The organism is Undibacterium sp. Ji22W, assembly GCF_049340305.1.
Taxonomy (GTDB): domain Bacteria; phylum Pseudomonadota; class Gammaproteobacteria; order Burkholderiales; family Burkholderiaceae_D; genus Undibacterium.
This window is the reverse complement of sequence record NZ_JBMPOU010000003.1, coordinates 710,700-730,566: the sequence shown is the minus strand read 5'-3', so window position 1 is coordinate 730,566 and position 19,867 is coordinate 710,700. Positions and strand designations below refer to the sequence as shown.

The following is a 19,867-nucleotide window of genomic DNA, read 5'->3' as shown; positions in this document are numbered from 1 at the left end:
TGTTTGTGGTTAACTATAGTGTGTCGCGATGGTGTAATGCGATTATCCCTAAGACTTGTTAAGGACTTCTTAAGAACCTGAAGTTAGAATAAATTGTTCCTCGCTGATTGCGACATCTTTTCCTATTTTTTAGGCCATTATGCAAACCATACTTCGCCCTTCGACGCCACTCAAGCGACTCTTGCTTGCCCTGACTATTAGCAACCTCGTTTTTTCGGGAGCTAGTCAAGCCTTCCAGAATAATCCCACTCAGATTAACATCAATCCTCAACAAATGAACCGCGCTGGCGTGAAGATCGAAGCTGCTTTGCTAGCGGGTGATGCCGTTGTGAGCACCAGCATTGCCAACGTCAAAAGCCCGCAGACGGATAAAGGAATGCGGCTTTCTGGCACCGTCGTGGCTGCCAGTTCGGCAAGCTATTTACTCAGTGCCACCGTGGCAGGCATCGTACAGAACGTGCATGTCAATCCACTACAACAAGTACAGGCGGGGAACCCGATAGTGACAATTCACAGTCCCGCATTGTTAGAGATGCAAAGAGAATATTTGCAACTGGCTATCCAAGCACATTTAAGTCAGGAAAAAATCCAGCGGGATGAAGCCTTGTTCAAAGAAGGTATCATCGCGCAAAGTCGATTACAAGAAAGCCGTGCGCTCGCCTTGCAAGCCGAAGTCGCCGCCAGTGAACGCTATCAAAGCCTGCGTGCTGCTGGTCTCAGTGATGCCGCAATCAAACAGAGTTTAAAGACCAAAGCCCTATCCGCAACCACTACAATTTCTGCCAAAAGTAAAGGCATAGTACTCGATCTACAAGTGCAATTAGGTCAAAGAATTGAAGCGGGTATGCCGATTGCCAAAATCGCGGGTGATGCACCATTCTGGATAGAATTTCAAGCATCGCGTAGCCAATCAAATCAGATTCGCACAGGCGATCTGTTGCAGATCAAAGACTGTGGAACCGCGAAAGTAATGGCAATTTCTCCGCAAATGGATACCAGCAATCAAAGCGTATTGATACGTGCCCAGGAAGTTCGTGACAGCAAACAAAGTTCTTGTCTGCGCCTGAATCAATTTATCGAAGCTAGCCACGTTGGCCATCAGGTCATTAAAAACAGTTATGGTGTACCGGCATCCGCCTTGGTGCGTAGTGGCGATCGACATTATGTCTTTGTGAAGAATGCACTAGGCTTCGAAGTTATCGACGTACAAGTGGTGGCCGGGCCACCAAATAAGATTTGGCTGACCGGAAAATTCGGTACGAATCCTCAGATCGCCACGCAAGGTATTACCGTTTTAAAAGGCGCATGGTTAGGCTTGGGCGCTGATACCGAAGCACCTGCGAAGGCGGTTGTCGCTGCCTCCGCAAGCGCCACTAACACGAATGGGAAGAAATAATGTTAGCGCGTCTGATTGCTTTTTCACTAGCACAGCGCTTATTAGTGCTAGTAGTCACCGTGGTGTTCATCGGCGCCGGATTTCAGGCTTTTCAACATTTGCCGATTGACGCATTTCCTGATGTATCTAGTACGCAGGTAAAGCTAATTATGAAGGCACCGGGCATGACGCCGGAAGAAGTCGAGACCCGCATCGTCGCCCCCATAGAACAAGAATTGCTCGGCATTCCACATCAGGTCATCTTACGCTCACAGTCTAAGTATGCGCTAGCCGACATCACCTTGGACTTTGCCGATGGCACCGATGTATATTGGGCACGTCAGCAGGTGAATGAACGATTGAACGGCGTACTCAAAGATTTGCCTTCATCAGTCACGGGTGGGCTAGCTCCAGTCACCACGCCGTTGGGTGAAATCTTTATGTTCACGATAGAAGGCCCGCTTTCCTTGATGGAGAAACGCACCCTGCTCGATTGGACTATACGTCCGCAGCTGCGTAACATCACGGGAGTCGCCGATGTGAATACCTTGGGTGGGCTGGTTAAAAGTTTTGAAGTGATTCCCGATCCAGTCGCACTAGCAGCACGCAAAGTCTCTTTACAGCAATTACAAACAGCGCTCGAGGTGAATAACCGCAATGATGGTGCGGGTCGCTTAAATAGTGGCGAAGAATCGCTGTTAGTTCGCAGCGATGGCAGCATACGCAGCATAGAAGATGTACGTGCGATTACGATTCATCAACGTGATGGTTTGGCGGTACGAATAGGTGATGTGGCAAAGGTGCAGATCGGTCAATTAACCCGCTATGGTACGGTGACGAAAGATGGCAAAGGTGAGGCGGTCGAGGGCTTAATCCTAGCGATGCGTGGTGCCAATGCACAAAAGGTTGTAGAACAAGTCAATCAACGCTTGCAACTGATAGAAAAATCTCTGCCTCAAGGAACAACCCTTAAAGCCTTTTATGATCGCGGCAATCTGGTCGAACGTGCGGTCAATACAGTGACCAAAGCATTGGCAGAAGCGACTATATTGGTCGTCATTTTGCTCTATCTATTCCTCGGTAATTTGCGCTCGGCACTGGTGGTCGCCTGTATCTTGCCACTCGCGGCCTTAGGTACTTTCCTGTTGATGGATCAGTTCGGATTAACAGCGAACTTGATGTCACTCGGTGGTCTGGCGATTGCCATTGGGATGTTGGTGGATGCTGCGGTCGTGGTGGTTGAAAATATCGAAGCGCATAGCGCCGATAAAGAGCGCCCCAATTTTTCGCAATTACACATTATCTATCGTGCTGTGCGCGAAGTCGCAGTGCCAGTTACCGCTGGCATGGTGGTCATTATGATTGTGTTCTTGCCGCTCTTATCTTTACAAGGCTTAGAAGGGAAACTATTTGCACCAGTCGCGATGACAATTACCTTTGCGATTGCTGCATCATTGTTTTTGTCCCTCACGGTGATCCCTGTCTTAGCGTCGTTCCTAATGGCGCAACACCACGCTGAAGCACCATGGCTGGTTCGCCGCTTGGAAGCTGGGTACAAAAAAATCCTCATACTTTCCCTGGGCAACGCCAAGAAAATTATGCTCGGTGCGGCTATCGCTTTGGTCATTACCGCTGCGTTATTTCCATTCATTGGAAAGTCATTTATGCCTAGCCTAGATGAAGGCGACATCATTATGCAAATCGAGAAATTGCCTTCGGTGAATTTGGAAGAATCCGCTCGCCTCGATATGGAAGTACAGAAACGCATACTGGAAGCAGTACCGGATGTCCGCAGTGTAATCGCCCGAGTCGGATCAGATGAACTCGGACTCGATCCTATGGGCTTAAACGAAACCGACACCTTCCTCGTACTCAAGCCACACGCAGAGTGGAAGAGCAAAAACAAAGAAGCGCTAATCGATCAATTACGTGCGGTGACGGCGGAATTCAAGGGTGTCAATTTCAGCTTTACCCAACCGATTGAAATGCGTACTTCAGAAATGCTATCGGGGGTGCGCGGCGACTTGGCGATCAAAGTATATGGTAGCAATCATCAAGTATTAGGACAATTGGCGGATAAGATCGTCAAAACCGTAGAGAGCATTCACGGCAGCGAAGACGTACTAACCATCAAGAACAGCGGTGTGCAATATCTGCAAGTTGATATCAATCAGGAAGCCGCTGGCCGTCTGGGCTTGAGTGTCGATCAGATTCAAAATGACTTACGCAGCATGGTGGAAGGTCGTCAAACTGGCATCGTGATTGAAGATGCCCGCAGAATTCCTATCCTCCTGCGTGGAAGTTCTTATTTACACCTGTCGGCTGATTTATTTCAGCAGCTGCGCTTACCGATCAGTGATGGCAACTCGGTTGCTTTGAGCCAAATCGCCGAGCTGAAGATGGTCGACGGTCCAGTCAAAATCGAACGCGAGAATTCTTCCCGTGTCGTGGTGGTACGCGCGAACGTGCGTGGCCGCGATCTGGTGGGTTTTGTCGATGAAGCCAAAGCTAAAGTGGCGGCACAGGTGAAATTACCGGAAGGCTATCGCTTATCATGGGGCGGTCAGTTTGAAAATCAACAACGTGCCGCCGCCCGCCTAAGCTTAGTGGTGCCGCTTGCACTGGCCTTGATTTTCTTCCTGCTGTTTGCCACCTTGGGCACTGTGCGCCAATCAATATTGGTGTTCGTGAACATCCCTTTTGCGATGCTCGGCGGCGTCATCGCCCTAGCCATCACAGGAGAATATTTATCCGTTCCAGCTTCAGTCGGCTTCATCGCCTTAATGGGTATTGCGGTGCTTAATGGCTTGGTGATGATTACGTATTTCAATCAATTAGTCGCGCGCGGTGTGCCAATACTGGAAGTCGTTTCCGAAGGTGCTTTGCGCCGATTCCGCCCTGTCATGATGACCGCCAGCATTACCGCTTTTGGATTGATTCCTCTGTTATTAGCCACTGGCCCAGGCTCTGAAATTCAACGCCCTTTAGCAATTGTCGTGATTGGCGGCTTAGTGTCGGCGACTAGCCTGACTTTAATCTTATTACCAATTTTGTTTCAGCGTTTCGGTATCGCCAAACCTGATGTAATCAATGCCCAATTACCAGCGACTGACGGGGCCCCTCATGTCTAATTTACATATATCTACAAATAGCACCATGGATACCATGCTCACGCTGGCAATTCCTCTTAGTCTGGTCGAGGAAATTTCAGATTTTCTATTACTTAACCCACAGTGGGCGAGCGGCTTTTCCATTATGGATGCGCAAGGCATGGGACAAGGCGCCGCATTGGTTTCGGCGATTGAAAAAGTACAGGGTCGCAGTAAGCGCAAGCTGGTCTTGGTCGTTGGCGAAAAAAATCGATTGCAAGAATTAATCAACGCGCTGAGTACAAAAATTAAGAATAGCGACGTCGCCTATTGGCTGACGCCAGTCAATGATTTCGGGAGATTTTAATGCGCAGAATCAAAACAACCATCCTTTATCACTGCGTAGTAATGGGCATGGGTCTTAGTCTCTATCAAACAAGCGCACAGGCTAACGATGATCCCTTGTCAGTCTTGCCACCCGAAATCGCGGTCAAAAAGAGCTTTTCAATGATGCCACAGCTACGCGCCAGCAATTTGGGCATTAGGTTGGCCGACAATCAAAAAGCGAAACTAAATGCCGGTCATTACGAATGGACCGCCAAGCTCGGACTGAACCGCCGCAGTGAACAACTCGGAGCCAGTTATCAAGAGCAAGAATTTGCCCTAGAAAGACCGCTGCGCTGGTTCGGCAAAGCAGATAAAGATCGCGCTATCGGCGACAAAGGCATGGATGTTGCGAAAGCCAGTTATGCCGATCAATGGCATGAAGCAAGCCGCAGCCTGATGAAGGATTGGTTTGATGCAATGCGTGAAAGCCGTAGCTTAGTCACACTCCGCCACCAAGTAGAGATCGCCGGACAACTCGCAGCGATTGCCAGCAAACGCGTAAAGGCTGGGGACGTAGCACGGTTGGAACAGATCTCTGCAGAAACCGAATTACAAAGAGTGCGCGCGCTATTACAGCAAGCCGAGCAGCGCGAAGAATTGGCCTTGCAGCAATTGCAAATGACCTATCCCGGCTTGCCTTTGCCATCCTTCAATGAACTTCCCGTACCAAAAAACATCAGCGAGACAGATACACTCAGTACTGAGCACTGGCTGCACAAAATCATGGACGATAACCACGAGCTAGAATTGGCGCAAGCAGAAGCCGCCTATGTTGCCTTACAAGCTGCTCGAATCGAACAAGATAAAATGCCCGATCCGACCATAGGCATACGTTCAAGTCGCGAACGCAATGGCCAGGAGCGAATTATGGGTCTCAGTATTTCCATCCCCTTCCCTGGCGCGGCACGTCAAAGTGAACGATTGGTAGCAATTACCAAGAGCCAAATCGCCAATGAGAAGATGCTGCAAACACAAATGAAAGTACAGCTGATGGCGCAGAAAGCGATTACGGATGCGCAACGTAATTTTAGTAGTTGGCAAACCTTAGATCGCTTATCGCAACAAAGTCAGCAACAAGCAAGTCTAATGCAAAAGGCTTACCAATTAGGTGAAGTGGGTATCAGTGAAACACTCACCGCGAGAAAGAATGCCTCAGATGCCACTCTTGCCGCAAGCAGTGCACAAATTGATGCCTTGGCCGCCTATGCCAGACTGCATTTAGATGCGCATCTGATCTGGGCTTTGGAAGAGGAGCATTAGCATCGTTCCGCGACCACAATCAACAACAACATAGAGCCCGGCGAGAATTTATTTCTCGCCGGGCTCTATGTTGTTAAACGATCGCTAGAAATCCGAAAATTTTATGCAGCGGCTGCCGCCGTATTTAAAGCATTCTGCGCTGACTGCATGATCTCTTTACGGAACTGGAAGTGCATCCATATTAAAGATACACAGACAGTGCCATATAAGAGCATGAAACAAGAACTACGCACGCCCGTCAAATCAACCATCGCACCGAACATAATCGGTAAAACAAAACCGCCAAGGCCACCAGCCAGACCAACTACGCCAGAGACCGCGCCGATATTATGCGTGTATTCATCAGAGATAAATTTAAATACGGACGCTTTGCCGACTGCCATCGCAATTCCGACCACAAATAAAATGCTGGTGAAAATAACAGGTGTCAAAGCGATGTTAAATACTTGTGGCCCAGTCACTGTTTTGATCGTGAATTCGGTCTGTGGATAAGACAGTAAGAAGAAGGCAATCCAGCAGACCCACATCACCCACCAAGTCACTTTGTACGCGCCATATTTATCCGACAACCAGCCACCGAAAGCGCGCAGCACACCACCTGGCAAAGAGAAACAAGCTGCCAACAAAGCTGCATCTTTCATATCGAAGTTATATTCGGTGACATAGTATTTCACCATCCACAAACTCAGACCAACGTAGCCACCAAACACCACGGAATAATACTGGCAATAACGCCATACTTTTGGATCTTTTAACATCTTCAATTGTGCGCTAAAACTGGCCGTTGACTTCACGTTATGGCTAGGATCAGTTGATGAAAATAACCAAAAAATCAGCGCCGCAGCGAGCATCATGACCGCATACACTTTCGGTACCATCACCCAACCAGCCGAAGCAATAATTGCAGGGGCAATAAACTTATTCACTGCAGCACCAGAGTTACCGGCGCCAAAAATACCCATCGCCAAACCCTGACGCTCTTTCTTAAACCAGCGTGCGACATACGGCGTGCCGACCGAGAAAGAACCGCCGGCCAATCCGACAAACAAGCCTAGAACCAGAAAATGCCAATACGCCGTCGCATAGCTGATCAGGTAAATCGGTAAGACAGTGCTGATCATTAACAGGAACAAGACAATACGACCACCAAAACGATCGGTCCAGATCCCAAGCGGCACCCGGATCAGCGAACCGGTTAACACTGGCATCGCGGTCAGCAAACCAAACTGGGTTTCATTTAAGCCCAAGGTCTTCTTAATCGGAATCCCAATCACGCCAAACATCATCCAAATCGTAAAACAAATGGTGAAAGCTAAAGTACTGGCTCCCAGTACCGAATTCGCTTTACCAGAACTATTTACCTGCGTAGTCATTATTTACTCCCTTAACTTTTATCAGTACTGTCAGCTTAGGGGAGTTTCACAAAATGATAAATTCGCCTGAAGTAGGCACAGGACTAGGCTGATCTGACTAGAGATACGCCAAAAGAACTAGGTTAGCAATTTGAGACCCGTGTTAAGAGTGTTAAACTGTCGGTTGTAACTCATCTCTTCATAAGAAAATAACAATGAATCAAAATCTCAGCATCGACGAATATGATGCACTTGAACAAATTACTAAATTACCTAGAGGCGCACGTCCAAGCGCCTGCATTTCACGCAATTCCAAGCGTTTAGTCGGAATCAAATTAATTTCGCACAAGCGTGACGGTAGTTTCGAATTGACCGACACGGGCAAGCAAGTTCTATTTATCAAACAATGTATCGATGGATTGCGTGCCATTGCAGCAAATCCAGATGTGATCTTGAGTGGACCAGTAGCGACTTTCTTGGGTAAAAAAGCGCATATTGAAGTTGATGCAACCAGCGGTAAAAATGTGATCACCGCACGTGGTCTTGAATGTCTGGCGGACATTGAAGCAACCAGCGCACCTGCAAAAAAATATTAAACGCTGGTCTTTTTCACTTGGCGTTGACTGAACAAGTAAGCGCCAAGCATCGCGAGCGCTGCAAGCGCAGCCCATAACCAGTTTCCAAAGCGGATATACGGCGTCAAGCCTCGCATACCCTGTACTTTTCCGGCTAAAGTGCCTCGTGATAATGGCTGTAATTGCGCCACCACCTGACCACGCGCATCAATGATTGCAGTGGCTCCGGTATTAGTTGATCGCAGCATAGGACGTCCGGTTTCCAGACTACGCATTTGCGAGATTTGCAAATGCTGAGGGATTGCCGTCAAATCGCCAAACCAGGCCAGATTCGATACGTTTAACAAAATCGTTGCCGCACCTTGCTGCGTCGCAGCTTGCGCTCGCAATTGCTGCGCGATTTCCTCACCGAATAAGTCTTCATAACAAATATTCGGCATCACCCATTGGTCTTTGACCGCCATCGCCGGTTGCAGAACGCCGGGGTTACTATATTCACCGAGTGGAATTTGCATCAAATTCACAAACCAGCGGAATCCAAAGGGCACGTACTCGCCAAATGGAACCAAATGATGTTTATCGTAACGATAGGCCGCACCCTGTTTATCGCCCAAGCCAATAACACTATTCGAATATTGCTGGCGACCATCGTCACTCACCACGCCTATGACTAAACGGCTATTCGTTTGCATCGCAAAATCTTGTAGTCGTGGTAAATATGTTGAGGGCAATTCTGTCACTAATAAGGGTAAAGCAGTCTCGGGTGTCACAATCAAATCCGCCGCTTGGGAAGTGATCAAATCCGCATACATCGCTAATGTTTCCTCGAGAAAACTCGATGTGAATTTAATACCCTGATCGATATTTCCCTGTGTCAGACGTACGCTGATCGGTTTACCATTTGCTTCGGTCCACTGTATTTGCTGCAAACCTAATCCACCGATCAATGTCAGCAACAGACCCGCGCTTGCCAGCAAACGCGCAGAGCGATGCAAGATCAAAAGTGCGAAACAAGCTGCTACTAAGATCGAAACGCCGCCCACGCCATAAACACCCAATATTGGCGCAAAGCCAGCCAAAGGACTGACAAGATGCGCATAGCCAAGTGAAAGCCAAGGGAAGCCTGTAAACAGATGCCCACGTAAAAATTCAAAACCTGTCCAGCTGACCGGAAATAGCACGAGTAAGGTGATCGCATCGCTGGCTTTCCATCTCAATCGCAAACTATGCGCAATGACAAAACACATTGCTGGAAAAATCGCCATGAAGGCTGCCAATAGCGACAGTGCAATGACACTCAGGGCAAAAGGCATACCACCATAACGCGACATCGCAATTACCAGCCAGCACACGCCCAGCACAAAGTTGCCGAAGCCAAAACTCAATCCTAGCAATGCCTGCTGTTTCTTATTCCATTCGGGATGTGACACAGAGATCAACATCATCAGACTGGCGCTGACAAGTTGTAGTGGCCATAAGTAAAAGGGCGCGAACGATAAAACATTCAGCGCCCCAAACAACAAAGCCACGAGGCAAGCTCGTGGCAATGTGAGTTGTAGCAAGACAGAACGCAACACCTGCATGCCCAGCTTAATCTTCCGCGCTATAATTTGCGCTACGTTTTTCAACTAAGACAATCTGCACCTGACGTGCATCGGCCCGCAAAACCTCAAAATGCAATTGACCTATCGTGAATTCATCACCTTTGTGTGGCACGCGATGCAAATGATTCGTGATAAAACCACCAACCGTATCCGCGTCAGCATCGGTGAATTCCGTACCGATGACTTCATTGAATTGCGAGATCTCAGTGAGACCTTTAACACGCCAGCGTTTGCCATTGCCCTGATTTTCCAGAGCGATGACATTATCTTCTTCTTCATCGAAATCATATTCATCTTCAATGTCGCCGACGATTTGCTCTAACACGTCTTCGATCGTGATCAGGCCTGCAACGGCACCATATTCATCGACCACCATCGCCATGTGATTGCGATTCGCACGGAAATCGCGTAGCAGAATATTTAAGCGTTTAGATTCTGGGATGTACACGACAGGACGCAGCATTTTATGGACGTCAAAACTCTCTTCGGCGTAATAACGCAGCAAATCTTTTGCGAGTAATATCCCAACGACTTTATCGCGATCGCCATCCACTGCAGGGAATCGTGAATGCGCTGTTTCCAGCACTTCTGGCATCCATTCAGCAATCGGCTTGGAAATATCGACCACATCCATTTGGGAACGCGGCACCATCACATCACGGGCAGATAAATCGGAAACTTGAAAAACCCCTTCAATCATTGCCAAGGCATCAGCATCGATCAAATTACGTTCTTGCGCGTCGTGCAAGACTTCTAACAGCTCTTCGCGGTTTTCGGGTTCAGGAGAAATTAAGGCGGTCAATCGTTCAAACAATGACCTGTGTGGTTTAAGGTCAGATGGTCTGACCTTACTAGAATGCTCTTGCATAATGGGCTTAACGCCGTTGTTTCAATCCTACAGGATACAACATCTGCGCGCTTTTCCCAAATTTTGACTCTTTTTTCTCAGGAAAACCACGAGCAGATTATCGATGAAGCCTTCGGCAGTCTTTGTGAGAACCAAAAAATAAGTGAAAAATGCCTACAAATTCAAGCATTTATCCTGACTACCTCACCTAGAATGATGAATTGATCAACGGGCAGCTGGCATGAACTTCTCTCAACTTCAACAACAACTTAGTGCCACAGAGCTCCGTGTCCTCTTATTTTATGGACTTGTGAACGTGATCTGCCTTTTTTTGTATGTTTGGGATAAGGCCGCAGCGCGCCGACATGGCCAACGTATCAGCGAGCAACAATTGCTATTCTGGACCCTTCTCTCTGGTGGCATCACCGCGCTAATGGCACAACAGAGTATTCGACACAAAACTCAAAAACCAGTTTTCCAATGGGTAGCAATCATAGGCTTCCTGCTACATCTACTTCTATGGATCTATATCATTTCTCTATAACGAGGCTTAATAACGCAACACCGTCGCGCTTGACACCCGCTCATTAGACAGAGTGACGATGACTAGGCGATCAAATTCATCATCAGCGACAGGTGCCATATTATCGATACCTAATCCCTTCAGCACCGTATTAATCGTATTCGAATGCCCTACGACCAAGGTGTTTTTTTTCGCTTCTCGAAGCTGCGCCCCGAGTGCCAACGATTCCTTGGCTGAATAAGGCGTTAAAGGCAGTTGGCGCAAATCTGCCAAAGGTTTTGCTGTCGCTTGTGTTCGCTGAAATTCTGTCACATACACTTGTTCAATGTTGGCATCGCGTAGCACCCGAGACAAATCCTGCGCCCGTTTCTGACCTTGTGTACTCAGCAGTGGATCGCGACTTTCATCGACCTTCTCGGCATGTCGCACTACGACAATGGTCTGAAACGCCCATGCTGGAGAACTCAATATGCTTAATGATAAACTCAATATGGCAATGATTTTTTTCATGCTGTTGTTTCCTCACTTTGTTCGGCAAAGGTGTTTGTAATCTCTTCTGATTTATGAAAACGTGAATAATGGATTTCTTGAATATCTTGCATTTCTTTGCTAGTCGTCACTGTCTGATTTTCGAAAATATCGACATAGCGGTGATTCCAGCGTATCAATTCACAGGGATAGTAATGGCGTGCACGCTGATTTTGATTGGTCGTTTCATCGATGCCATCCACACTCAAAATCAATGCGGCCTGACGTTCCAGTAAGACCGTGGGGCTGATCCCAAACAACGGGCTATTCTCATCGATCACATGAAAAATCGTCCAGCCCAAAATAAAAATCGGATGCTGGTCGCGTTCTAGCTTGAGATCGTAGATACGTCTAAATTTTCCGTTCGTCGCTGATTCTTCATTCCAGATCAAGCGCAACTTCGCTGCAGCCTCGCTGATGACATTCATACGCGCATTAGCCATACGTATCATCAACAGATTTTTCCCCTCAGACACATGACTGACTGGATGCTCAGCAAACACTATGCTTGAACGCGGCCGGGAGAAGCGAGCAAAGATCAAACCCGTGATGAGCGCCAGCCCTGACATGCCAATAAAAATTTCAGATGTCGACACCCAATGCCCATACGCCGTTTGCGGATGCATATCACCGTATCCAACCGTCGCCAAAGTCTCGACACTAAAAAAGAAAGCGCCTAAGAAGCCTTGTGGATACAAATTCCCGATTGCGTTATCACCGGCCAAATATAAAACGGCAAACAACACATTCATCACTACAAACAAGACAGCAAAAGCCAAGAAGAACACCGGCCAGCTAGAGGTCATAGCGTAATAGTAAATATCCTGCCAAAAATGGGTACGCATACCGTAGGTAACCACCTTTCGCCCACTCATTTGAATAATGCGTTTATGTTCTTTGGGGGCGTTTCTGCTCATATTGGATACGGTGTTTGATAAAAGTTGAAAGATCAATTGTACTGGAGTGACACTGATTTTACAGACAAAGACGACACTCAGACAACTAGCAACAAAAACGAGCAAAAGCTGACTTTCAATCTTTTTTTATCGATAATCGATAATTTTTGATTGCATTTCAACTGTTTCATGATTAATATAACGAAATACAGAACATCACAGGAACAGACTATGACCTCAGAACGCAATCAGCGCATCGCCGCATTTCGTAAAGTTAGTGGATATTTGATTTGGGTCTCTATGCCACTATTAATTTTGACAGGATTAATAGGTGCGATCACCTTACTCATATTCGCCTGCCTTCCAAGTGGCGACGTCTCATTAGTTGATATAGCAATAAATATGACCTCAGTCAAAGACCCAATCGAGTGGATATGGAAAGCAAAACTAAACATATCGAGCAAAATAAGCTGCATTGCGATTGCGGGAATTGGGCTATACATGGCGACCTACATCATTTTTTACTTCCACGGCTTAATTGAGTGTTTTTACGAGGGGGAAATATTCAACAAAGTAGCCGTAAATCACGCACGAAAAGCCTACAAAATGAATCTGTATTTGGCTTATTTTGCTTATGGTTGCCAATTACTCGCCATCGGCGCTGCGTATTATGCTGGCAGTTCAAACATTGGATTACGCATAGACAATCTTGTCACGAATATTCTGATGTTCTTGATTGAATTAGGCTTCCTTAGCTTAATGCTATGGGCCTTAGAAATCGGCACCAATCTCAATGAAGAAGCCGAACTCACCATCTAAGGAAACCTCATGCCTATCATTGTGAACTTAGATGTGGTGTTGGCGCAGCGTAAAATGCGCCTGAACACCTTGGCAGAATTAGTCGACATCACGCCACAAAATTTATCGGTACTCAAATCTGGACGTGCGAAGGCGATACGCTTTGATACGTTGGAAAAAATTTGTCATGTATTGCAATGCCAGCCAGGAGAAATTCTGGCTTTTGATGGAAAGCTATCTGAGGATAGTATTGCGGAATAAAGCTGCTTGAGAACGAACGAATAGCCTCATCTAAATAGCCTCATCTATTGAGTGTTGAGTGTTGAGTATTGAGATGAGGCTATGGTTTATTCTTGATAAGGATTTGCCAATCCCAAGCCAGCCAAAATCTCAATTTCTAAAGCTTCCATTTCTTCCGCTTCTTCGTCGGTTTCGTGATCGTAGCCTTGTGCATGTAAAACACCATGTACGACCAAATGTTGGGCGTGTTCGAGCACCGTTTTCTTTTGTTCTTTGGCTTCTTTTTCAAGCACATCGGTACACAAAATGATATCGGCTTGCGTGACTTCCGCATCGCTGTCTTCGGTGTAAGCAAAGGTCAATACATTGGTCGCGTAATCTTTGCCACGATAATCGCGGTTGAGTTCTTGTCCTTCTTCCGCATCAACGATGCGCAAGGTTAACTCCGCTGGGAAGAATAAGGCTGCTTGTATAGTTTTGCGCAATAAGGGGCGCGTCAATACGTCTTTCAAACGCTCATCGGCGTATTGTACGGATAGCGTCAATTTAGGTTTGGAACTGGTTGCCATAATTATCTACATTATCTACGTCGAGGTTTATTCATCGCGGTTGCATGTTTCAAGCTAACGATTTCGGCGTCTTGCTGATCTTGATGTTGAGTTGCTTCTTCGTAAGCATCGACGATACGACCAACCAAAGGATGTCGCACCACGTCAACACTAGTAAATTGATTGAAAGCGATACCACGCACATTGCGTAAAACTTGGCATGCATCGACCAGACCACTCTTCTGATGACGTTGTAAGTCGATCTGAGTCACGTCACCGGTGATCACGGCTTTGCTGCCAAACCCTATGCGGGTCAAAAACATCTTCATTTGCTCAGGCGTGGTGTTTTGCGCTTCATCTAAAATGATGAACGAATGGTTTAAAGTGCGACCACGCATGTACGCCAAAGGAGCGATCTCAATCACCTGCTTTTCGAACATTTTCTGAGTACGATCAAATCCTAACAAATCGTATAAAGCATCGTACAAAGGACGTAAATAAGGATCGACCTTTTGCGCTAAATCACCTGGCAAGAAACCTAAACGCTCACCTGCTTCCACTGCTGGACGCGTCAATACAATACGCTTGACCGCATCGCGTTCCAGCGCATCAACTGCACAGGCCACCGCCAGATAAGTTTTGCCAGTACCAGCAGGCCCAATACCAAAGCTAATATCATGTTCGAGTATAGACTTGATATAAGTGTTTTGATGCGGTGTACGTCCGCGTAAATCGCTGCGTCGAGTCTTGAGAATGGGGCTTTCTATCGCCTCTTCGACTTCGATTGGGACGACCTCTTTGATCTTGGCTTTTGCTGTACTGGTTGCCGCCGCTTTGGTGCTGCGACGTTTTACGATCGGGGTTTCTTCCGTATCGGTTTCCGGTTCAAAGGCGGTCTCAGCTGTCTTTTTCAAACTGCTCGCGGCACGTTGTTCAACCAAGGCTAATTGCACTTCATCGATGGTGATGATTTTCTTTGCCTGCGCATAAAATTTTTCGAGTAACTCCAAACCTTTTTCAGCATTGTGTCCGCTCACGATAAATTTCTCACCACGACGGAAAATACTAAGGTCCAAAGCTGCTGAAATTTGTCGAAGATTTTCGTCGAGCGGACCGCACAAATGAGCAAGCCGTAAATTATCTAAAGGCTGAGGAACAAAATATAAAACTGGCACTGGCGTTTTCGTTTTCAAAATGTTTTGTTTTCTTAAAATAAATTTAGGTTCAAGTCAAAACCCGTCAACGCAGAGAGCGCAGAGAAAATCTTAGCATCGTAGGGCGGGTGCAACCCGCGCCGCCAGAACATCATGTATGCGAGACCGACCTATGTGCGGCGCGGGTTGCACCCGCCCTACAATTTTTGTACTTAAAGCCTTAATCGACCAACTCACCACGCAATGAATAATTATAGGACTCAGTAACGCGCGTGTTCACCAACGTGCCGATCAACTCTTTACCACCCGCAAAATTCACCACGCGATTATTTTCGGTACGACCTTGCAATTCATTCGGATCTTTTACCGACGGACCTTCGACCAAAATACGCTGTATCGTGCCTATCATCGCATTGCTATATTTCTTAGTATTCGCATCAATCACCGACTGCAAAAACTGCAGACGCTTGAGCTTCAAAGGCGCAGGTGTGGTGTCTTCCAAACTCGCAGCTGGCGTACCTGGACGCGCACTGAAAATAAAGCTGAAACTATTATCAAACTCGACGTCTTTAATCAGCTTCATCAGCGCATCAAAATCTTCATCCGTTTCACCTGGGAAGCCGACGATAAAATCGGATGAGATATGCATATTCGGGCGGACCGCTCTCAATTTACGCACGACGGATTTGTATTCCAATGAAGTATAACCACGCTTCATCGCCGCCAACACGCGATCGGATCCGTGCTGCGCGGGCAAATACACGTGATCGACCAATTTCGGGATCTTGGCGTAAGCATCGATCAAACGCTGGTTAAATTCTTTAGGATGACTGGTCACGAAACGGATGCGTTCGATTTGCGGGAACTCAGCAATGTATTCCAATAACAAAGCGAAGTCAGCAATCTCGCCATCCTCCATCACGCCACGGTAGGCATTAACGTTTTGTCCTAGCAGACTAATCTCTTTAATGCCTTGTTCCGCCAAACCTGCGACTTCAACTAAGACATCGTTAAACGGGCGTGAAACTTCTTCGCCGCGAGTGTAAGGCACCACACAATAACTGCAATACTTAGAACAGCCTTCCATGATCGATACGAAAGCGGTGGAACCTTCTACCTTTGCTGGTGGCAAGTGATCAAATTTTTCAATTTCAGGAAAACTGATATCAACTTGCGAACGACCTGAATCACGGCGGTCTTTAATCAATTGCGGCAAGCGATGCAAAGTTTGCGGACCGAAGACGACATCCACATAAGGTGCACGACGAATAATTGCTTCGCCTTCTTGCGAAGCGACGCAACCGCCAACACCGATCAATAAATCTGGCTTGGTTTTTTTCAATTCACGCAGACGACCGAGATCCGAAAACACTTTTTCCGATGCCTTCTCACGCACGCTACAAGTGTTAAGCAAGATCACATCCGCATCTTCCGGATTATCGGTTTTGATCATGCCATCAGTTGCCGCCAAGACGTCTTGCATTTTGTCCGAGTCATACTCGTTCATTTGGCAACCAAAGGTTTTGATGAATACTTTCTTCTGCATGGAACCAGTTTCTTCCTACTATAAAATAAAGACAAATTCAAATATATACAAACACATCACTTAGCTCTGTAACTTAGCTCTGTAACTTAGCTCTTCTTGGGCAAAGACTGACGCGCCTCATCTGCAGTGAGCACCCAAATTTTTTGGATTTCACCAAATTCGTTTTCAACATAATTAATGATGATATTGCGCACATCGACGCTGGCAATTGTCAGTGTCAGATTGTCTTCACTGTAGATGCGCAAAGCAGGCGAATACGTGCGCAATTTGCCGTCGATCACGAGCTCGGCCAAATCAGTGGTGCTCAATTTGCCACGTTTCACTTCGGGAGGGAAAGTGCGCTCTAGCTGCATTGCGTTGGCGTTAAAAAAACCACTCAGACAACTAAACAAACAGGCAATAACAACAAACCGTAGTGATTTACTATTTAGCATGGCGATATCCCACTTAAACGATTTCAATAATTTTCTTAAAAATCAATTAGTTACAAATGCAATCACAGAGCAATAAGGGCGATAGTTTAACACAGACGGATACAATCGACGCGCATTCACACGTGCCCCGATATACACAAATTAGCAACATCATGCATTCGGGAAAAATCTGGGATAATGGCGGAAAATGTTTTTGGAAAACCAATGTTAAGCCCAACCAGCACTGCACTCCCCCCTGATTTTGATAGCCGCCATTTTCGCCATGCTCTGTCGCAATTTGCGACCGGCATCACTGTCATTACGACTCGCCTCGAAGACGGCAAGTTCTTAGGATTGACTGCGAGCTCCTTCAATTCTGTTTCACTCGACCCGCCATTGGTCATATGGAGTTTGGGCGATCGCGCGCAAAGCATGCCGATATTCGCAAACAACTCACATTATGTGGTTAATGTGTTATCAGCTGATCAGCGCCATCTGGCAGAGCAATTTGCGAGTCGCAGTGAAGACCGTTTTGAAGGCGTGGAATACAGCTTGTCGCGCTCTGGCCTCCCCATACTCAAAGGTGCCTCCGCTTGGTTTGAATGTTTCAATCGCAGTCGCTATCCAGAAGGCGACCATGTTATCTTCGTCGGCGAAGTTGAACAATGCGCCTTCAAAAATCAGCCACCACTCGTATTTCATCACGGTCAATTTTTGACTAGTAAAGCGCTATAAACTATTTTATGACTCAATTAGATCTCGTCGGCTACATCGCCGCGTTTTTAACCACCAGCGCCTTCATTCCTCAAGCATGGCTCACTTGGCGGCGCAAACGCGCTGAAGGTGTTTCGCTTGGTATGTATTGCATCATGGTGACCGGTACCGTTGGTTGGTTGACCTATGGTTTGATGCTGGGTGCTTGGCCGATTATTGTGGCAAACGTAATTTCACTGTCACTGTCTGCATTCATTTTAGTGATGAAGCTAGTCTACAAATAATTCATTCGCATGAAGCACGGAATATTGTGGGATAACGATGGCGTCTTGGTCGATACTGAGGGTTTGTTTTATCAGGCCAACCGCAGTTTATTTGCCGAACATGAGATTGATTTAACACCGGAATTATTTTTCGATTGGTTTCTGCTGGAAAATCTGGGCGCTTGGCATCTACTCGAAGCGCGCGGCGTGGGCGCGGATGAAATCGGATTACTACGGGACGAGAGAAATCGCCGCTATTCTGCACTATTGCAATCACATTCTGATCTGGAAATTGCGGGCATCAACACTTTGCTGGCTAAGCTGCAAGGCAAAGCAAAAATGGGGATCGTTACCAGTTCACGTGCCGATCATTTTCAGCTGATTCATCGCAAACTGACCTTGTTGCAGCATTTCGACTTTGTTGTGACGGAAGAAAACTATGCTAACAGCAAACCCGCGCCTGATCCTTATTTGCTTGGACTGGAAAAACTGGCAATTCCAAGAGAACATTGTCTAGTCGTCGAAGACTCTCCGCGCGGCTTACGTTCGGCGATCTCGGCCGGATTACAATGTGTCGTAATACGCAATCAATTGAGTCGCCATTTTTCATTCGATGGTGCTTACCGCGTCGTCGATGACTACTCAGAACTAGGTAAGGCAATCGACGATTTTTTCTTAAACAGTCAAACCTAGGTGCTTTCGGTTATCGCTATTAAGACGTCAACAAACGATCGAGAATTCCCCGAGAGTCAAACGCAGCGCGACGCAATCGATCGCTCACCCCTTGCCATTCACGCCCTGTCGGCAAAGCTTCCACTAAAATAATATCAGCATCAACATGATCAAGCTCACGTAAATCTGCGTATAGATCATGGGCGTAAGAAACAGGATCAGGATTGAGTTGGCGCCAGCCTTGCAGTTGAATATTGGCTGTATGCGGCTGGTATGCCATTACTGCGACTCGTCTTCCGGCTGCGAGTAATTGTGCAATTGTCGATTCTAATTCTTCAACTGCGACCATCGCGACTGGCGTACTTGGCGCGTAATGCGCTTCTAAAGTTCCGGAAGCACGCGGAGCAACTTGATCCGGCGCATTCACTGGCATCCCCAATATTTGTTCCAATTGCAGCGCAGTGATATGACCTGGACGTAACAAAACAGGACCATGCGTCGCCAAACGACTCATATCAACGATGGTGGATTCTATGCCAACATCGCTTTGCCCGCCATCAAGTACCGCAGCGATCATGCCATTTGCCACTTCAGCGGGAAATTCTTCTAGAACGTGTTCAGCTTTGGTTGGACTAACGTGTCCGAATTTATTCGCTGATGGCGCAGCCACACCGCCCTTGCCGTCTTTAAAAGCACGCAATAAAGCCTGTGCAACTGGATGCGATGGACAACGAATCCCGATCGAATCCTGACCGCCAGAAACTGCATCAGGAATATGTTCGGCGCGCTTTAAAATCAGCGTTAATGGGCCAGGCCAAAACGCATCAATTAAAGCTTGCGCCTGTGCTGGAATCTCTTTGACCCAGTAGGCGATATCTGCTTCTGGCGCGACATGCACAATCACTGGATGATTTGAGGGGCGCCCTTTGGCTTTATAAATATTCGCAACTGCATCGACGTTCTCCGCATCGGCACCAAGGCCATACACGGTTTCCGTCGGAAAGCCGACTAATGCGCCTTGCTCTAAGGCGCGAGAGGCGGCAAGGATTTGTTCAGAAGGATGCAATTTCAACCTCAGCTATG

General features: G+C 47.0%; 21 protein-coding genes. 11 read left to right on the top strand and 10 right to left on the bottom strand.

Annotated features, from left to right (window positions below; translation table 11 throughout):
- The first annotated feature begins 139 nt into the window (after window positions 1-139).
- The 4 genes from ACO0KW_RS15735 to ACO0KW_RS15720 are packed head-to-tail and all read left to right on the top strand — an operon-like array spanning window position 140 to window position 6,111.
- Window positions 140-1,396 carry an efflux RND transporter periplasmic adaptor subunit gene (locus tag ACO0KW_RS15735; protein WP_423054236.1) on the top strand — a complete coding sequence of 419 codons (1,257 nt, stop codon included), beginning with the start codon at window positions 140-142 and terminating at the stop codon, window positions 1,394-1,396.
- The gene (locus tag ACO0KW_RS15730; protein WP_423054235.1) at window positions 1,396-4,506 is read left to right on the top strand and encodes an efflux RND transporter permease subunit; all 3,111 of its coding nucleotides are present in this window, start codon (window positions 1,396-1,398) and stop codon (window positions 4,504-4,506) included. Before ACO0KW_RS15735 ends, ACO0KW_RS15730 begins: the two co-directional genes overlap by 1 nt.
- Window positions 4,499-4,831 (top strand): DUF3240 family protein, encoded by a 333-nt coding sequence (locus ACO0KW_RS15725; RefSeq protein ID WP_423054234.1) that lies wholly within the window; start codon window positions 4,499-4,501, stop codon window positions 4,829-4,831. The genes ACO0KW_RS15730 and ACO0KW_RS15725 overlap by 8 nt, the downstream gene beginning before the upstream one ends.
- Window positions 4,831-6,111 carry a TolC family protein gene (locus tag ACO0KW_RS15720; protein ID WP_423054233.1) on the top strand — a complete coding sequence of 427 codons (1,281 nt, stop codon included), beginning with the start codon at window positions 4,831-4,833 and terminating at the stop codon, window positions 6,109-6,111. The genes ACO0KW_RS15725 and ACO0KW_RS15720 overlap by 1 nt, the downstream gene beginning before the upstream one ends.
- A gap of 101 nt (window positions 6,112-6,212) precedes the next feature.
- Here ACO0KW_RS15720 and ACO0KW_RS15715 read toward each other — a convergent pair whose 3' ends face one another.
- Window positions 6,213-7,484 (bottom strand): MFS transporter, encoded by a 1,272-nt coding sequence (locus tag ACO0KW_RS15715; protein WP_423054232.1) that lies wholly within the window; start codon window positions 7,482-7,484, stop codon window positions 6,213-6,215.
- 194 nt (window positions 7,485-7,678) lie between these two features.
- Between ACO0KW_RS15715 and ACO0KW_RS15710 the strand changes: the two genes are divergently transcribed.
- A complete protein-coding gene (locus ACO0KW_RS15710; RefSeq protein WP_423054230.1) occupies window positions 7,679-8,059 on the top strand; it encodes a hypothetical protein in 381 nt (126 codons plus the stop codon).
- Here ACO0KW_RS15710 and lnt read toward each other — a convergent pair.
- Window positions 8,056-9,621, bottom strand: a complete 1,566-nt coding sequence (gene lnt / locus ACO0KW_RS15705) for an apolipoprotein N-acyltransferase (RefSeq protein ID WP_423054228.1) — start codon at window positions 9,619-9,621, stop codon at window positions 8,056-8,058. The genes ACO0KW_RS15710 and lnt overlap by 4 nt on opposite strands.
- Before the next feature lie 7 nt (window positions 9,622-9,628).
- On the bottom strand, window positions 9,629-10,510 hold the full coding sequence (locus ACO0KW_RS15700; protein WP_423054226.1) for an HlyC/CorC family transporter: 882 nt from the start codon (window positions 10,508-10,510) through the stop codon (window positions 9,629-9,631).
- 220 nt (window positions 10,511-10,730) lie between these two features.
- Here ACO0KW_RS15700 and ACO0KW_RS15695 point away from each other — a divergent pair, with 220 nt between their 5' ends.
- Entirely contained in the window at window positions 10,731-11,033 is a 303-nt protein-coding gene (locus ACO0KW_RS15695; RefSeq protein ID WP_423054225.1) for a DUF1294 domain-containing protein, read from the top strand.
- A gap of 6 nt (window positions 11,034-11,039) precedes the next feature.
- Here ACO0KW_RS15695 and ACO0KW_RS15690 read toward each other — a convergent pair whose 3' ends face one another.
- Window positions 11,040-11,522: a histidine phosphatase family protein gene (locus tag ACO0KW_RS15690; protein WP_423054224.1), complete on the bottom strand. Its 483-nt coding sequence runs from the start codon at window positions 11,520-11,522 to the stop codon at window positions 11,040-11,042.
- Window positions 11,519-12,457: an ion channel gene (locus ACO0KW_RS15685; RefSeq protein ID WP_423054223.1), complete on the bottom strand. Its 939-nt coding sequence runs from the start codon at window positions 12,455-12,457 to the stop codon at window positions 11,519-11,521. The genes ACO0KW_RS15690 and ACO0KW_RS15685 overlap by 4 nt, the downstream gene beginning before the upstream one ends.
- 210 nt (window positions 12,458-12,667) lie before the next feature.
- Between ACO0KW_RS15685 and ACO0KW_RS15680 the strand changes: the two genes are divergently transcribed.
- Together ACO0KW_RS15680 and ACO0KW_RS15675 are read left to right on the top strand one after the other, a co-directional pair.
- Window positions 12,668-13,255 (top strand): hypothetical protein, encoded by a 588-nt coding sequence (locus ACO0KW_RS15680; RefSeq protein ID WP_423054222.1) that lies wholly within the window; start codon window positions 12,668-12,670, stop codon window positions 13,253-13,255.
- Between the two features lie 9 nt (window positions 13,256-13,264).
- Complete coding sequence (locus ACO0KW_RS15675) at window positions 13,265-13,495, top strand: helix-turn-helix domain-containing protein (protein WP_423054221.1); 231 nt, start codon at window positions 13,265-13,267, stop codon at window positions 13,493-13,495.
- Window positions 13,496-13,581: 86 nt separating this feature from the next.
- Here the strand turns inward: ACO0KW_RS15675 and ybeY are convergent, their stop codons facing one another.
- The 4 genes from ybeY to ACO0KW_RS15655 form a co-directional block, all read right to left on the bottom strand.
- On the bottom strand, window positions 13,582-14,043 hold the full coding sequence (gene ybeY / locus ACO0KW_RS15670; RefSeq protein WP_423054220.1) for an rRNA maturation RNase YbeY: 462 nt from the start codon (window positions 14,041-14,043) through the stop codon (window positions 13,582-13,584).
- A gap of 11 nt (window positions 14,044-14,054) precedes the next feature.
- A complete protein-coding gene (locus tag ACO0KW_RS15665; protein WP_423054219.1) occupies window positions 14,055-15,215 on the bottom strand; it encodes a PhoH family protein in 1,161 nt (386 codons plus the stop codon).
- 181 nt (window positions 15,216-15,396) lie between these two features.
- Entirely contained in the window at window positions 15,397-16,722 is a 1,326-nt protein-coding gene (gene miaB / locus ACO0KW_RS15660; protein ID WP_423054218.1) for a tRNA (N6-isopentenyl adenosine(37)-C2)-methylthiotransferase MiaB, read from the bottom strand.
- A gap of 86 nt (window positions 16,723-16,808) precedes the next feature.
- Entirely contained in the window at window positions 16,809-17,156 is a 348-nt protein-coding gene (locus ACO0KW_RS15655) for a hypothetical protein (RefSeq protein WP_423054217.1), read from the bottom strand.
- Between the two features lie 204 nt (window positions 17,157-17,360).
- On the opposite strand from ACO0KW_RS15655, the gene ACO0KW_RS15650 reads away from it, so the two are divergent.
- From ACO0KW_RS15650 to ACO0KW_RS15640, 3 genes are read left to right on the top strand one after another with little or no spacing between them, the layout of a single operon-like run.
- Complete coding sequence (locus ACO0KW_RS15650) at window positions 17,361-17,870, top strand: flavin reductase family protein (RefSeq protein ID WP_423054216.1); 510 nt, start codon at window positions 17,361-17,363, stop codon at window positions 17,868-17,870.
- An 8-nt stretch (window positions 17,871-17,878) separates the two neighbouring features.
- Window positions 17,879-18,133 (top strand): SemiSWEET family sugar transporter, encoded by a 255-nt coding sequence (locus tag ACO0KW_RS15645; protein ID WP_423054215.1) that lies wholly within the window; start codon window positions 17,879-17,881, stop codon window positions 18,131-18,133.
- A 9-nt stretch (window positions 18,134-18,142) separates the two neighbouring features.
- Window positions 18,143-18,805: an HAD family hydrolase gene (locus tag ACO0KW_RS15640; protein ID WP_423054214.1), complete on the top strand. Its 663-nt coding sequence runs from the start codon at window positions 18,143-18,145 to the stop codon at window positions 18,803-18,805.
- 19 nt (window positions 18,806-18,824) lie between these two features.
- On the opposite strand, the gene ACO0KW_RS15635 is transcribed toward ACO0KW_RS15640, so the two are convergent.
- Complete coding sequence (locus ACO0KW_RS15635) at window positions 18,825-19,856, bottom strand: L-threonylcarbamoyladenylate synthase (protein ID WP_423054213.1); 1,032 nt, start codon at window positions 19,854-19,856, stop codon at window positions 18,825-18,827.
- Between the last annotated feature and the right edge of the window lie 11 nt (window positions 19,857-19,867).

Bases quoted from the DNA above. Each gene is read 5' to 3' on its own strand.
- ACO0KW_RS15645 (WP_423054215.1), top strand. From the start codon at position 17,879: ATGACTCAATTAGATCTCGTCGGCTACATCGCCGCGTTTTTAACCACC.
- ACO0KW_RS15710 (WP_423054230.1), top strand. From the start codon at position 7,679: ATGAATCAAAATCTCAGCATCGACGAATATGATGCACTTGAACAAATT.
- lnt (WP_423054228.1), bottom strand. From the start codon at position 9,621: ATGCAGGTGTTGCGTTCTGTCTTGCTACAACTCACATTGCCACGAGCT.
- ACO0KW_RS15730 (WP_423054235.1), top strand. From the start codon at position 1,396: ATGTTAGCGCGTCTGATTGCTTTTTCACTAGCACAGCGCTTATTAGTG.
- ACO0KW_RS15680 (WP_423054222.1), top strand. From the start codon at position 12,668: ATGACCTCAGAACGCAATCAGCGCATCGCCGCATTTCGTAAAGTTAGT.
- ACO0KW_RS15725 (WP_423054234.1), top strand. From the start codon at position 4,499: ATGTCTAATTTACATATATCTACAAATAGCACCATGGATACCATGCTC.
- ACO0KW_RS15720 (WP_423054233.1), top strand. From the start codon at position 4,831: ATGCGCAGAATCAAAACAACCATCCTTTATCACTGCGTAGTAATGGGC.
- ACO0KW_RS15675 (WP_423054221.1), top strand. From the start codon at position 13,265: ATGCCTATCATTGTGAACTTAGATGTGGTGTTGGCGCAGCGTAAAATG.
- ACO0KW_RS15735 (WP_423054236.1), top strand. From the start codon at position 140: ATGCAAACCATACTTCGCCCTTCGACGCCACTCAAGCGACTCTTGCTT.
- ACO0KW_RS15700 (WP_423054226.1), bottom strand. From the start codon at position 10,510: ATGCAAGAGCATTCTAGTAAGGTCAGACCATCTGACCTTAAACCACAC.
- miaB (WP_423054218.1), bottom strand. From the start codon at position 16,722: ATGCAGAAGAAAGTATTCATCAAAACCTTTGGTTGCCAAATGAACGAG.
- ACO0KW_RS15655 (WP_423054217.1), bottom strand. From the start codon at position 17,156: ATGCTAAATAGTAAATCACTACGGTTTGTTGTTATTGCCTGTTTGTTT.
- ACO0KW_RS15640 (WP_423054214.1), top strand. From the start codon at position 18,143: ATGAAGCACGGAATATTGTGGGATAACGATGGCGTCTTGGTCGATACT.
- ACO0KW_RS15690 (WP_423054224.1), bottom strand. From the start codon at position 11,522: ATGAAAAAAATCATTGCCATATTGAGTTTATCATTAAGCATATTGAGT.
- ACO0KW_RS15685 (WP_423054223.1), bottom strand. From the start codon at position 12,457: ATGAGCAGAAACGCCCCCAAAGAACATAAACGCATTATTCAAATGAGT.
- ybeY (WP_423054220.1), bottom strand. From the start codon at position 14,043: ATGGCAACCAGTTCCAAACCTAAATTGACGCTATCCGTACAATACGCC.
- ACO0KW_RS15650 (WP_423054216.1), top strand. From the start codon at position 17,361: ATGTTAAGCCCAACCAGCACTGCACTCCCCCCTGATTTTGATAGCCGC.
- ACO0KW_RS15695 (WP_423054225.1), top strand. From the start codon at position 10,731: ATGAACTTCTCTCAACTTCAACAACAACTTAGTGCCACAGAGCTCCGT.
- ACO0KW_RS15715 (WP_423054232.1), bottom strand. From the start codon at position 7,484: ATGACTACGCAGGTAAATAGTTCTGGTAAAGCGAATTCGGTACTGGGA.